General features: G+C 62.8%; 2 protein-coding genes. Both read left to right on the top strand.

Going from position 1 to position 15,795, the window contains the following annotated elements; all coding sequences use genetic code 11:
- The first annotated feature begins 5 nt into the window (after nucleotides 1-5).
- Nucleotides 6-12,887 (top strand): non-ribosomal peptide synthetase, encoded by a 12,882-nt coding sequence (locus HU722_RS20615; protein WP_065891076.1) that lies wholly within the window; start codon nucleotides 6-8, stop codon nucleotides 12,885-12,887.
- A gap of 131 nt (nucleotides 12,888-13,018) precedes the next feature.
- A complete protein-coding gene (locus HU722_RS20610) occupies nucleotides 13,019-15,721 on the top strand; it encodes a hypothetical protein (protein WP_225930649.1) in 2,703 nt (900 codons plus the stop codon).
- The last annotated feature ends 74 nt before the right edge of the window (nucleotides 15,722-15,795 follow it).

Here is a 15,795-nt window from a genome sequence, read left to right as displayed (position 1 = left end):
ACCCCATGATGGACGCCTTCGAACTTCCCCAAACGCTGGTCCAGTCCCTTCAACGTCGCGCCGTGCAGACGCCTGACCAGGTCGCTCTGCGCTTCCTCGCTGAGTCGGCCGAGCACGGCGTTGTGCTCAGTTACCGCGACCTGGACCTGCGCGCCCGCAGCATCGCCGCTGCCTTGCAAGCCAATGCGGACCTGGGCGACCGTGCGGTGCTGTTGTTCCCCAGCGGCCCGGATTACGTCGCGGCGTTCTTTGGTTGCCTGTACGCCGGGGTCATTGCGGTGCCGGCTTACCCGCCGGAGTCGACCCGTCGACACCACCAGGAACGCCTGCTGTCGATCATCAGCGATGCCGAGCCGCGCCTGCTGCTGACCGTCGCGAGCCTTGCCGATGGCCTGGCGCAGATCGAAAACGCCCCAATGGTATTGAGCGTCGATACTCTGGAGAGTGCCGGCACTTGGATCGCCCCCGACCTGCACCCCAATGACATCGCATTCCTGCAATACACCTCCGGCTCCACCGCATTGCCCAAGGGCGTGCAAGTCAGCCATGGCAACCTGGTGGCCAACGAAGTGCTGATCCGTCGCGGCTTTGGCATCGATCTTAACCCGGATGACGTGATCGTCAGCTGGCTGCCGCTGTACCACGACATGGGCCTGATCGGCGGCCTGCTGCAACCAATCTTCAGCGGCGTGCCCTGCGTGTTGATGTCGCCGGCGTACTTCCTCGGTCGGCCATTGCGCTGGCTGGAAGCGATCAGCGAATACGGCGGTACCATCAGCGGCGGCCCGGATTTCGCCTATCGCCTGTGCAGCGAAAGGGTCAGCGAGTCGGCGTTGGAGCGCCTGGACTTGAGCCAGTGGCGCGTGGCCTATTCCGGCTCCGAACCGATCCGCCTCGACACCCTGGAACGCTTCGCCGAGAAGTTCGCGGCCTGCGGTTTTACCCCGAATAATTTCTTCGCGTCCTACGGCCTGGCTGAAGCGACCCTGTTTGTCGCTGGTGGCATTCGCGGCCATGGCATCCCGGCGCTGCGCGTCGACGAGCAGGCATTGGCTGCCAACCGTGCCGAGCCGGGGCAGGGCAGTGCGATCATGAGTTGCGGCACCAGCCAACCCGAACACGCGGTGCTGATCGCCGACCCGCACACCCTCACCGAACTGGCCGAGAATAACGTCGGCGAGCTCTGGGCCACCGGGCCGAGCATCGCCCACGGCTACTGGCGCAACCCCGAAGCCACCGCCAAGACCTTTGTGCGACACGCTGGCCGTACCTGGCTGCGCACCGGCGACCTGGGTTTTATCCGCGACGGTGAGGTGTACATCACCGGCCGCCTGAAAGACCTGCTGATCGTGCGCGGTCATAACCTGTACCCGCAGGACATCGAGCAGACCATCGAGCGCGAAGTGGAAGTGGTGCGCAAGGGCCGGGTCGCCGCGTTTGCAGTGAATGACCAAGGCCTGGAAGGTATTGGCATTGCCGCCGAAATCAGCCGCAGCGTGCAGAAAATCCTGCCGCCCGAAGCACTGATCAAGGCGATCCGCCAAGCCGTTGCCGAGGCGTATCAGGAGGCGCCGAGCGTGGTGGTGCTGCTCAACCCTGGCGCCCTGCCGAAGACCTCCAGCGGCAAGGTGCAACGTGCAGCGTGCGCGCTGCGGTATGTCGATGGCAGCCTCGACAGCTATGCGCAGTTCCCTGGCCAGCAAACGCAGGTCAACGATGCAGCGCTGGGATCGGAGCTGCAAAATCGGATCGCCGCGATCTGGTGCGAGCAACTGCACGTCGCGACGGTTGCGGCCGATGATCATTTCTTCCTGCTCGGCGGCAACTCCATCACCGCCACCCAGGTGGTCGCGCGCCTGCGTGAAACACTCGGCCTGGAGCTGAACCTGCGCATGCTGTTCGAAGCGCCAACCCTGGAAGGCTTTGCCGCCTATGTTGCGCAGTTGCAGCAAGACGGCGGTGTCGCCCAAGGCGCCATCCAACCCCTGTCACGCCAGGAAGACCTGCCCCAATCCCTGGCGCAAAACCGCCTGTGGATCACCTGGCAACTGGACCCCCACAGCAGCGCCTACACCATCCCCGGCGCCCTGCGCCTGCGCGGCGAGCTGGATGAAGACGCCGTGCGCTTGAGCTTTCAACACCTGGTCCAGCGCCACGAAGCCCTGCGCACCCGCTTCTACGAACGCGACGGCCAGGCCTTCCAGCGCGTCGAGGCCAAGGCGGATTTCGAGCTGCAAGTCATCGACCTCAGCGACCTGCCCGCTGCCGAGCGTGAAGCCCGCGCGCAACAGATCCGCGAAGACGAAGCACGCACCCAGTTCGACCTGGAAAAAGGCCCGCTGCTGTGGGTGACCCTGGTGCGCCTGGACGATGAAGATCACCAGTTGCTGGTGACGCTGCACCACATTATCGCCGATGGCTGGTCGCTGAATATCCTCATCGACGAATTCTCACGCCTGTACGCCGCCGCAACCCAGGGCGAAACCCTTGAGCTGCCGCCGCTGGCCCTGCAATACGCCGACTACGGCAGCTGGCAGCGCCAATGGCTGGCCGAAGGCGAAGGCCAGCGCCAACTGGCGTACTGGAAAGCGCAACTCGGTGAAGAACATCCAACCCTGAGTCTGGCCACTGACCACCCGCGCTCGGCGCAACAGCGCAACAGCGCTTCGCGCCATACCGTACGCCTTGGCGTGCACCTCAGCGAAGCGATTCGCCAGACCGCCCAGGCCCACCAATCCACCCCGTTCATGCTGTTGCTGGCGGCATTCCAGAGCCTGCTCTACCGCTACAGCGGCCAGCGTGACATCCGCATCGGCGTGCCCAATGCCAACCGCCCGCGCCAGGAAACCCAAGGCTTGGTCGGCTTTTTCATCAACACGCAGGTCATGCGTGCCGAGCTGGATGGGCGTCTGCCGTTCAACGAACTGTTGGCGGCAACCCGCGAGACGGCAATGGCCGCACAGGCCCATCAGGATCTGCCGTTCGAACAACTGCTGGAAGCCTTCCCGCAGGCCCGCGAACAAGGCCTGTTCCAGGTCATGTTCAACCACCAACAACGCGACCTCAGCGCTTTGCGCCGTCTGCCGGGCATGCTCGCCGACGAGCTGCCATGGCACAGCCGCGACGCCAAGTTCGACCTGCAATTGCACAGCGAAGAAGACCGCAACGGGCGCCTGAGCCTGTCGTTCGACTACGCCGACGAGCTGTTCGACAGCGCGACCGTCCAGCGCCTGGCCGAGCACTTCATCAACCTGTTGCAAGCCGCGTGTGACCAGCCGCAGCAAGCCATCGGCGATCTAAAGCTGATGCAGCACGACGAACAGCAGCCGTGGAGCGCAGCACCCTGCGCGCCGGCCCAACAGTGGTTGCCGGAACTGCTCAACCAGCAGACCTCGGACAACACCGCGCTGGTCTGGCAGGACGGCAGCCTGACCTTTGCCCAACTGCACACCGAGGCCAACCGCCTGGCCCACTATCTGCGCGACAAAGGCGTCGGCCCGGACGTGTGCGTGGCCATCGCCGCCGAGCGTTCGCCGCAACTGCTGATCGGCCTGCTGGCGATCATCAAGGCCGGTGGCGCCTACGTGCCGCTGGACCCGGATTACCCCGCCGAGCGCCTGGCCTACATGCTGGAGGACAGCGGCGTGCACCTGTTGCTGACCCAGACCGCGTTGCTGGACCACGTGCCAGTTGCCTGCGGCGTCTGCGTGATTGCGATGGACAGCCTGCACCTCGACAGCTGGCCGACCCAGCCACCCGGCCTGCACCTGCACGGCGATAACCTCGCTTACGTGATCTACACCTCCGGTTCCACCGGCCAGCCCAAAGGCGTGGGCAATACCCATGCGGCCCTGGCCGAACGCTTGCAGTGGATGCAGGCCACCTATCAACTGAATGACACCGATGTGCTGATGCAAAAGGCACCGATCAGTTTCGACGTGTCGGTGTGGGAATGTTTCTGGCCGCTGATCACCGGTTGCCGCCTGGTGCTGGCCGGCCCTGGCGAGCATCGCGACCCGCACCGTATCGCGCAGTTGGTGCAGGAACACGGCGTGACCACGTTGCACTTTGTGCCGCCGCTGCTGCAGCTGTTCATCGACGAACCGCTGGCCGCCGAATGCACCAGCCTGCGTCGCCTGTTTTCCGGTGGCGAAGCCTTGCCCGCCGAACTGCGCAACCGCGTCCTGGCGCAGTTGCCGGCGGTGCAGCTGCACAACCGTTATGGCCCGACCGAAACCGCGATCAACGTGACCCACTGGCACTGCCGCGCGGAGGACGGCGAGCGCTCGCCGATTGGCCGCCCGCTGGGGAATGTGATCTGCCGCGTGCTGGACGATCAGCTCAACCCCGTGCCGCGGGGTGTGCCGGGTGAACTGTGCATCGGCGGTATCGGCCTGGCCCGGGGTTATCTGGGGCGCGCCGAGTTGACGGCTGAGCGCTTTGTCGCCGACCACTCGGGTGCGCGACTTTATCGCACCGGTGACCGTGCCCGTTGGAGTGCCGATGGTGTGCTTGAGTACCTGGGCCGTCTCGACCAGCAGGTCAAGCTGCGCGGTTTCCGCGTGGAGCCGCAAGAAATCGAAGCGCGCATGCTGGCCCTGGACGGCATCGCCCAAGCCGTGGTGCTGGTGCGTGACGCGCAGTTGATCGGCTACTACACCGCCCACGGCGAACGGGATGAACAGCAGGTCAAAATTGCCCTGGCCGCCGAGCTGCCGGAGTACATGGTGCCCGCGCTGCTGATGCGCCTGGACGCCATGCCCCTGAGCCCCAGCGGCAAGCTGGACCGTCGCGCGTTGCCTGAGCCGGTGTGGCAAACCCGCGAACACATTGAGCCCGAAACCCCACTGCAACAGCAGATCGCCGCCATCTGGCGCGAAGTCCTCGGCCTGCCAAAAATCGGCCTGCGCGATGACTTCTTCGCCCTCGGCGGCCACTCGTTGCTGGCCACGCAGATCATCTCCCGTACCCGCCAAGCGTGTGACGTCGAGCTGCCGTTACGCACCTTGTTTGAAGCCGGTGAGCTGGACGCTTTTGCCGAGCAGGTCGGCCTGATCCAGGCGTCGGGCCTACGCAACCAGCAGACGGCTATCGCTAAGGTCGACCGCAGCCAGCCGGTGCCGTTGTCCTATTCCCAGCAGCGCATGTGGTTCCTGTGGCAAATGGAGCCGGACAGCCCGGCCTACAACGTCGGCGGCATGGCGCGCTTGCGTGGCGTGCTGGATGTGGGGCGTTTCGAGGCAGCGTTGCAGGCCTTGATCATGCGTCACGAAACCCTGCGCACCACCTTCCCGAGCATCGACGGCGTGGCCTATCAAAAAGTCTCGCCGCAGACCGGCTTGCGCATGGATTGGCAGGATTTCTCAGGCCTGAACGAAACCGAGCGCCAGCAGCGTCTGCAGCAGTTGGCTGATCATGAAGCGCACACGCCGTTCAACCTGGAAACCGGGCCGTTGCTGCGTGCCTGCCTGGTCAAGGCCGGCGAACAGGAACACTACCTGGTGCTGACCCTGCACCACATCGTCACCGAAGGCTGGGCCATGGACATCTTTGCCCGTGAACTCAGCGCGCTGTACGAAGCCTTTATCGACGAGCGCGAATCGCCGCTGGCGCCGTTGCCGGTTCAATACCTGGATTACAGCGTGTGGCAGCGTCAGTGGCTGGAGTCCGGCGAGCGTCAGCGCCAACTCGACTACTGGACCGCGCAACTGGGCACTGAACATCCGCTGCTGGAACTGCCCGGCGACCGCCCACGCCCACCGGTGCAAAGCCATCAGGGCGAGCTGTACCGCTTCGACCTCAGCGATGACCTGGCCGCCCGCGTGCGTACCTTCAATGCCGAGCGCGGCCTGACCCTGTTCATGACCATGACCGCCACCCTGGCCGTGTTGCTCTACCGTTACAGCGGCCAGACCGACCTGCGCATCGGCGCCCCCGTCGCCAACCGCATTCGCCCGGAAAGCGAAGGGCTGATTGGCGCGTTCCTCAACACCCAGGTGCTGCGTTGCCAGCTCAATGGGCAGATGAACGTCGCCGAACTGTTCGAGCACGTGCGCCACACGGTGATCGAAGGCCAGTCCCATCAAGACCTGCCGTTCGACCACCTGGTGGAAGCCCTGCAACCGCCGCGCAGTGCGGCGTACAACCCGCTGTTCCAGGTGATGTGCAACGTGCAGCGCTGGGAATTCCAGCAAAGCCGCCAACTGGCCGGCATGACCGTCGAGTACCTGGCCAACGATGCCCGCGCGACCAAGTTCGATCTCAACCTGGAAGTCACCGACCTCGACCATCGCCTGGGTTGCTGCCTGACCTACAGCACCGACCTGTTCGACGAACCGCGTATTGCGCGCATGGCCGACCATTGGCGCAATCTGCTGGAAGCCTTGATCGCCAATCCGCAGCAACGCCTCAGCGAGTTGCCGTTGCTGAGCGCCGATGAACAGCGTGTGGTGCAAGACAGCCTGGGCGTTGAACAAGGTCAGCACCGTCTCGACCAGTGCATCCATCCACTGTTCAGCGAGCAGGCGATGCATCGCCCTGATGCCCCGGCCCTGACCTTTGCTGGTGAAACGCTCACCTACGCCGAGCTGGACGCCCGCGCCAACCGCCTGGCCTGGATGCTGCGCGAGCGTGGCGTCGGCCCGCAGGTGCGCGTCGGCCTCGCGTTGCCGCGTTCCCTGGAAATGGTCATCGGCCTGCTGGCGATCCTCAAGGCCGGTGGCGCCTATGTGCCGCTGGACCCGGAATACCCGCTGGACCGCCTGCACTACATGATCGAAGACAGCGGCATCGGCCTGCTGCTCAGCGATGCGGCGATGTTCGAAGCCCTCGGCAAGTTGCCGGAGACGGTCGCATGCTGGTGCCTGGAAGATGACTTGCCGGTGCTCGCCAACTACCCGTGCGATGCGCTGCCGTTTATCAGCCTGCCGCAACACCAGGCGTATTTGATCTACACCTCCGGCTCCACCGGCAAGCCGAAAGGCGTGGTGGTGTCCCACGGTGAAATCGCCATGCATTGCGCGGCGGTGATCGAGCGCTTTGGCATGCGTCCCGATGACTGCGAGCTGCACTTCTATTCGATCAACTTCGACGCCGCCACCGAGCGTCTGCTGGTGCCGCTACTCAGCGGTGCCCAGGTAGTGTTGCGTGCCCAGGGCCAGTGGGATGCCGAGGAAATCTGCGGATTGATCCGCACCCATGGCATCAACATCCTGGGCTTCACACCGAGCTACGGCAGCCAGTTGGCGCAGTGGTTGGCGACCCAGCAGCAGACCTTGCCGGTGCGCATGTGCATCACCGGTGGCGAAGCGCTGACCGGCGAGCACTTGCAACGCATCCGTGCCGCATTTCTGCCTGAGGTGTTCTTCAACGCCTATGGCCCGACCGAAACCGTGGTGATGCCGCTGGCCAGTCTTGCGCCCGAGCAGTTGGAGGAGGGCGCCGCAAGCGTGCCGATCGGCAGCATCATCGGTGAGCGCGTGGCCTACATTCTCGACGCCGACCTGGCGTTGGTGCCGCAGGGTTCGACCGGCGAGTTATACGTTGGCGGCGCCGGTCTGGCGCAGGGTTATCACCAGCGCCCGGGCATGACGGCGGAGCGCTTCGTTGCGGATCCGTTTGCCACGCATGGCGGGCGTCTATATCGCACCGGCGACCTGGTGCGCCAGCGCGCCGATGGCCTGGTGGAGTACCTGGGGCGCATCGACCATCAAGTAAAAATTCGCGGTTTCCGTATTGAACTGGGCGAGATCGAAACCCGCCTGCTGGAGCACGATGGCGTGCGCGAAGCGGTGGTGCTGGCGCTGGATTCGCCAAGCGGCAAACAGTTGGTGGCGTACCTGGTCAGCGACGCAGACCACGGCGCGTTGCGTGACGCGCTCAAGGCCCACCTCAAGGCGCAGCTGCCGGACTACATGGTGCCCGCGCACTTGATCGTGCTGGACAGTATGCCGCTGACCGCCAATGGCAAACTCGACCGCCGTGCCTTGCCGCAGCCCGACCCCGAGGCCAATCGCCAACAGTACGTAGCGCCCCGCAATGAGCTGGAAAGCACCTTGGCGGCGATCTGGTGCGCAGTGTTGAATGTGCAGCAAGTCGGCCTGGACGATAACTTCTTTGAACTGGGCGGCGACTCGATCCTGTCGATCCAGGTGGTCAGCCGTGCGCGGCAAGCGGGCATTCACTTCAGCCCGCGCGACCTGTTCCAGCACCAGACCGTGCAAACCCTGGCCGCTGTCGCCACGCGCGCTGAGCACATCAGCGCTGAGCAAGGCGTGCTGACGGGCAGCTCGGGCCTGACGCCGATCCAGCATTGGTTCTTCGACACCGAGATCCCGCAGCGTCAGCACTGGAACCAGGCGCTGCTGCTCAAACCGCTGCAACTGCTTGACCCGCACCGCCTTGAGCAAGCGCTGCTGGCGGTACTGGAACACCACGACGCGCTGCGCCTGAGCTTCACCCGGCGCGAGGCGCAATGGCACGCCGAATACCTCGCCGTACCGCAAGGTGGTGTGTTGATGCAGGCGCAAGTACGGGATATGGCGCAATGTACCGCACTGTTCACCGAGACCCATCGCAGCCTCGACCTGGAGCACGGCCCGCTGTTGCGCGCTTTGTTGGTGGATGGTCCCGAGGGCCAGCAACGCCTGCTGATCGCGATCCATCACTTGGTGGTGGACGGCGTGTCATGGCGTGTATTGCTCGAAGACTTGCAAAGCGTTTACCGCCAACTGAGCGACGGCCAATCCGTCAGCCTGCCAGCCAAGACCAGTGCGCTACGTGACTGGGCCGCGCGTTTGCAGGCCTACGCCGGCAGCGAATCCCTGCGCGAAGAGTTGAGCGTCTGGCAGCACCAACTGGCCGGCCCGCAGGCCGCACTTCCTGTGGCACGCCCGCAAGGCTCGCTGCGCAACCGTGACGCCGACACCGTCAGCGTGCGCCTGGATGCCGAGCACACCCTCCAGTTGCTGCAACAGGCCCCGAGCGCCTACCGCACCCAGGTCAACGACTTGCTGCTGACCGCGTTGGCGCGCGTGTTGTGCCGCTGGAGTGGTCACGCTTCGGCGCTGATCCAGCTGGAAGGGCACGGCCGCGAAGCCCTGTTCGATGAGGTCGACCTGACCCGCAGTGTCGGCTGGTTCACCAGTGCCTATCCATTGCGCCTCACCCCGCAAGCCGGACAGGGCGATTCGATCAAGGCGATCAAGGAACAACTGCGTGCCGTGCCGCATAAAGGTGTGGGCTATGGCGTGCTGCGCTACCTGGCGGATGACGTGTGCAAACGCGCCATGGCTGCACTGCCGAGCGCGCAGATCACCTTCAACTACCTCGGCCAGTTCGACCAGAGCTTTGGCGCCGATGCACTGTTCCACCCGCTGGATGAGTCCGCGGGCCTGGCCCATGATCCGGATGCGCCGTTGCCCAACGAGTTGAGCGTGGACAGCCAGGTGTACGGCGGCGAGCTGGTGCTGCGCTGGACCTTCAGCCGTGAGCGCCACGATCAACAGACCATTCGCGAATTGGCCGATGCGTATCTGGCCGAACTGCGAAGTCTGGTCGCGCATTGCCTTGAGGACACCGCCGGCGGCCTCACACCGTCCGACTTCCCGCTGGCGCACTTGACCCAGTCACAGCTCGACAGCTTGCCGGTTCCGGCCAGTGCCATCGAAGACGTTTACCCGCTGACCCCGATGCAGGAGGGCCTGCTGCTGCACACCCTGCTGGAGCCGGGCACCGGCCTCTACTACATGCAGGACCGTTACCGCATCAACAGCGCGTTGGACCCGGAGCGTTTTGCCCAGGCCTGGCAAGCGGTGATCGCCCGCCACGAAGCCCTGCGCGCCTCGTTCTGCTGGAACGTCGGCGAAGACATGCTGCAAGTGGTCCATAAGCCGGGCAGCACGCCGATTGAGTATCTGGACTGGAGCAACGATCCGGAAAGCGAACAGGAACCGCGCCTTCAAGCCTTGCTCAAGCAAGAGCGCGAAGCCGGTTTCGATCTGCTCGAGCAGGCGCCGTTCCACCTGCGCCTGATCCGTGTCGGTGCTGAGCGTTACTGGTTCATGATGAGCAACCACCACATCCTCATCGATGCCTGGTGCCGGTCGTTGCTGATGAACGACTTCTTCGAGATCTACATGGCCCTGGGCGAAGGCCGCGATGCGCAACTGGCCACGCCACCGCGCTACCGCGACTACATCGCCTGGCTGCAGCGCCAGAACCTGAATGAGGCACGCCAGTGGTGGCAGCAGAACCTGCAAGGCTTCGAGCGCACCACGCCGATTCCGAGCGACCGGCCGTTCCTGCGTGAACACGCGGGCCACAGCGGCGGCATGGTGGTGGGCGATTGCTACACCCGCCTCGACGCCTGCGACGGTGTGCAACTGCGTGAACTGGCCCAGGCCCATCAACTCACCGTCAACACGTTTGCCCAGGCCGCATGGGCGCTGGTACTGCGCCGTTTGAGCGGCGATCGCGACGTGCTGTTCGGCGTCACCGTGGCCGGACGCCCGGTGGACATGCCGCAGATGCAACGCACGGTCGGCCTGTTCATCAACAGCATCGCGCTGCGGGTGAAACTGCCCGAGGATGACCAGCGCTGCAGCGTGCGCCAGTGGTTGAGTGGCCTGCTCGACAGCAATATGCAGCTGCGCGAGTACGAATACCTGCCGCTGGTGACGATCCAGGAACACAGCGAATTGCCCAAGGGCCAGCCGCTGTTCGACAGCCTGTTCGTGTTCGAAAACGCCCCGGTGGAAGTCTCGGTGCTGGACCGCGCGCAAAGCCTGAATGCCACCTCGGACTCCGGTCGCACTCACACCAATTTCCCGCTGACGGCTGTGTGTTATCCGGGTGATGACCTCGGTTTGCATCTCTCCTATGACCAGCGTTATTTCGACGAAACCACCGTGCAAGGCATGCTCGGCGAGTTCAAGCGCCTGCTGCTGGCGCTGGTGCAGGGCTTCCATGGCGACATGGCCGACCTGCCGCTGATCGGCGAGCAGGAGCGCGCGTTCCTGGTGGACGGCTGCAATCAGAGCGAACACGCCTATCCGCTGGAGCGCAGCTACATCGAGTTGTTCGAAGAACAAGTGGCCGCGCATCCGCAGCGCATCGCCGCCAGTTGCCTCGACCAGCAGTGGACCTATGACGAACTGAACCGCCGCAGCAACGGTCTGGGTCATGCGCTGATCGCAGCAGGCGTCGGCCTGGATCAACCGGTTGCCTTGCTGGCCGAACGTAACTTGGATTTGCTGGGCATGATCATCGGCAGCTTCAAGGGCGGTGCCGGCTACCTGCCGCTGGACCCGGGCCTGCCGAGCCAGCGTCTGCGCAGCATCATCGACCTGAGCCGCACGCCGTTGCTGGTGTGCACTGAGGCCTGTCGCGAGCAGGCCATCGCGTTGCTGGACGGTTTCGACTGCCAGTTGCTGGTGTGGGAAGAAATACCGGCGCGTGGCGAAAATCCCGGCATCTACAGCGGCCCGGACAACCTCGCCTACGTGATCTACACCTCGGGCTCCACCGGCCTGCCCAAGGGCGTGATGGTCGAGCAGCGCGGCATGCTCAATAACCAACTGAGCAAGGTGCCGTACTTGGTCTTGAGCGACGCGGACGTGATCGCGCAAACCGCTTCGCAGAGCTTCGATATTTCCGTGTGGCAATTCCTCGCTGCACCGCTGTTCGGCGCACGGGTAGATATCGTGCCGAATACCATTGCGCATGATCCCCAGGGCCTGCTGGAGCATGTCCAGGCCCAAGGCATCACCGTGCTGGAAAGCGTGCCGTCACTGATCCAGGGCATGCTGGCCCAGGACCGTATCAGCCTGGACGGCCTGCGCTGGATGCTACCCACCGGTGAAGCGATGCCGCCGGAGCTGGCGCACCAATGGCTGCTGCGCTACCCGCAGATTGGCTTGGTCAACGCGTATGGCCCGGCGGAATGCTCGGATGACGTGGCGTTCTACCGCGTCGACCTGGCGTCTACCCGCGGTACTTACCTACCGATTGGTACGCCCACCGACAACAACCGTTTGTACCTGTTGGACGGTGCGCTGGAGTTGGTGCCCCAAGGCGCTGTGGGCGAGCTGTGCGTCGCTGGCACTGGCGTCGGTCGCGGCTACGTCAGCGATCCGCTGCGCACCGCCCCGGTGTTCGTGCCCAACCCCTTCGGCGCACCGGGCGAGCGCCTCTACCGCACCGGCGACCTGGCGCGGCGTCGCAGCGATGGCGTGCTGGAGTACGTCGGGCGTGTCGACCACCAAGTGAAGATTCGCGGCTACCGCATCGAACTGGGCGAAATCGAAGCGCGCTTGCACGAACAACCGGAAATACGCGACGCGGCGGTGGGTGTGCAGGAAGGCGTCAACGGTAAGCATTTGGTTGGCTACCTGGTGGCAGCTGATGAAGCGCTCAACCCAAGCGAACGCCTGGACCGCATCAAACAACGCCTGCGCGCCGAACTGCCGGAATACATGGTGCCGCTGCACTGGCTCTGGCTCGACCGCCTGCCGCACAACGCCAACGGCAAACTCGACCGCAACGCCCTGCCGGCCCTGGAGATCGGCCAGTTGCACAACCAGGACTACCTGGCGCCACGCAACGAACTGGAAACCACCCTGGCCGCGATCTGGGCCGAGGTGCTGAAAGTCGAAAGGGTAGGGGTGCAGGACAACTTCTTTGAGCTGGGCGGGCATTCGCTGCTGGCCACGCAGATTGCCTCGCGGGTGCAGAAGTCCTTGCAGCGCGATGTGCCGCTGCGGGCGATGTTCGAGTGCAGCACGGTGGCGGAGTTGGCTGGGTATATTGAGGGGTTGGCAGGGAATGAGATCAGTGCCGAGAAGGTGGATCGATTGAGTGATTTGATGGCGGAATTGGAGGGGCTTTGAGCGGACCATTTATCAAAACTGTCAGATCTGACAGTAGGCAAGTGGGCTCATACGAGGTTTAGATAACTATTGTTTCCTGGCCTGCAGAGGCGGGCCGGGTGGTTATCTTTCCTTGGATGGGAGTGCCGATCGTGGCTAAACCGACTAAACCAAACACAACAGGCTCAGCGAATACAACGGCTTCGGGCCGGGGCAGCTCGGCCGGCGTTCCCAAAAAACCAGCCAACCAATACCTGTTGCCGACTGTAAAGAACGCCACGACTAACAACACGTTGTATCCGATAGATGCAACGGCGGGGACGACGGTAACGTGCCCGTCAGCGATTCCCGCAGGCACTCAAATTACGCTGAGCGTGGCGATCAAGGGCCAAGAAGCCAATCCCGTTTTCACCGCCATGACCCAAGGCACCGGAGCGCCCAATGTCGAGGTAAATGTTCCCGCATGGGTCATTGGCTATTGCATCGGCCTGACCGTGATCATTTGGTACAAGACGGCGGTGGGTGAGTCCTTCCGGCTGGAACTCTTCATTGAAGTGATCAAGCCTGATGACATGCCTGTTCCCAGGTTCACCGACCTGTCCTTCGTTGACGGCTCCTGGTGGCTGGACATGGCCACTTTTCCAGGCGATGCCGGCGTCGAATTGTGCGATTTGCCCTTTATCGCTGCCGGGCAGCGCATATGGTTTGAAGCGGTTGGCAATGAACACCATGCACAACCGCGTTTCTTCTGGATTCTTGAAAATCATGTCGTGACGGAAGAGGAGGCGCAGAGTGGCTTCTGTTTCCTGTTGGGCATCCTGCGCGCGTGGCTGGCTGAAAATGACGATTATTCGTCCGTCACCACGGGGGTGGGCATCATCTACTCAGATGTTGAGGCCACCGCACCTGAGGACCCGCGAATTTCCCGGCTCCCGGGGAACGCGCAGTTGTCTCGACGAGCCACGGCTAACCTGCGAGTGCGTGAGCCGGAGTTGACGCTGTATGCGCCGACTATCCGGGAAGCCGTGTATGTCGAGGGGAAAGGGTATTTGATCAACCCGGCGAATACCGTCAATGGGGCCCATGTCGTGGTGGCGTACGACGGCATTAAACCCGGTGATAAGGTATGTGTAGAGTTGGCAGGTACGCCGGGCCCAGGCACTCCGGTATTGGCGTGTCAGGTCGTGCAGCAGGGAGAGACCAGCCTGTTGTTCGGCGTGCCTGCTTCGGCCATCAGTGCGAACTTCGGTAAACCCATTAAGGTGTCTTACACCGTCCTTCGTGGCAGTGTGTGGCCTTCGTCGGAGTTACTGGCTCGGGTGCTTGAGCCCACCGGATTGAGCGGTATAGACGTTGATGAAAAAACCGGCGGTAAGATTTGCCTCAACACTTTTCCCGGTGACGCTACGGTCAGGGTTTCGATTTGGGATTACATTGCCTTAGGGCAAACCGTTTGTTTGTGGATAACGGGAGAACTAGGAGACGGCAGCCCATTTCACTGGGACATACTCACTGCTGAGACCGTAAAACCCGAGTGGGTGACCGCTGGCGTGAGTGCGGCACTGATTCGGGATGAGTTGGAAAAACTGGCCGACTGCCAGGTATTCCAGATTCATTTTTCAGTGAGCTTCAGCGGCTCGACCCAGATGGAGGACGCAATTGCATTCCTACCGTTGTCATTGGAAATGGTTCAGAAAGACCTCGAGCTGGTGGCGCCTTCGGTGCGAGAGGCAGTCGGTAATTTATTGACCGTCTGGAATGGCCGTGATGGCGTGACGGTGAGAGTGGCCTATGACGGCATGTGCGATCGCCATACCATCGCGTTGTGCTGGGAGCAAGCGGGTGGTTGCCTGGCGTTAGCTCCCCAGCCGGGAGACTCCGTTGCGGGCTATGTGGACTTCCATATCCCTCGCGCAGCGGTCATTCATGGGATTGGCAAAACAGTGCCGATCCGCTTCAGTGTCGTTAGCCGTTGCAAGCACGTGACGTCGCCGGATCTTGAGTTGGAGATCAGTGTGCCTGTGCGCCTGCCGACGCCGGTAGTGCCTCAAGCTACGCCGCCTGCGACGCAGGGTGGCATTCTGGATTTGGCCTCCTTTCTTGGCGATGCATCAATCACCGTTTCGGCCTGGTGGTTCGCTCTGGCGGGACACCACGCCTGGTTGAAATGCACGGGCACAAATAAGGACGGGAGCCCCCGCACGTTCTACGCGGTGCAAGGCAGACGGCTCACGCACGACGAGGTCCTGAACGGGCTGGCAGCACCTTTGATCCGAGCAGAGCTGGATGGGTTGAAACACGATTCCTCTCTGACCGTCACCTGTCTTGTCGCATCCGATGGCAGCGAGCATGAGAGCGGTGCGACCATTTTCCCAGCGCTGAAGCTGACTATCAAGCGACCTTTGATTTGTGGCATCGAGCGTTTCGAATCACTGCCGCTGGGTACTTTTGGCGTGGGTGGGAGTGTGCAGACTTCTTTGATGAAGATCACCTTTGCGTCGGGCTCTGGTGTGGCGGGTATTGTCACGTACGCTAATGATGAGTTCTATTCGGGCAAGCACTTTGTCATGTGTGAAAACGTCGATAATCAAGTTCCGCCACAACTGCACCGAATTGACTTCGTCCGGCCATTGGAGTCCGTCAAGTTTGCCTGGGCCTGGAAACAACAACCCGCGACGGTCGTCTATTATGATGAAGGCGGTAAGGTCATAACCAGTGTCGATTATCCTGACGATTGGCGAGGAGGTTTCTGGGTCGAGCATGTGACAGAACCGGGGACGGCTATCAGTTGGTTGACCATTCTTGTGCGCGACTATTCGTTTATCGATAACTTCCATGCCTGCTATCGAGACTGAAGTTATGACGTCGAAGATTTTGAGTTTGCCGTTGGTCGGGGAAGTCGTGAATTGGCGGCAGAACTGTCAGATCT

It is taken from the genome of Pseudomonas tritici, from assembly GCF_014268275.3.
Lineage (GTDB): Bacteria > Pseudomonadota > Gammaproteobacteria > Pseudomonadales > Pseudomonadaceae > Aquipseudomonas > Aquipseudomonas tritici.
Note: the sequence above shows the minus strand (reverse complement) of the source record. Positions and strands in the feature narration are given on the sequence as shown.

What these genes read in the sequence shown, in the direction of transcription:
- HU722_RS20615 (WP_065891076.1), top strand. Translation starts at nt 6, where the DNA reads ATGATGGACGCCTTCGAACTTCCCCAAACGCTGGTCCAGTCCCTTCAA.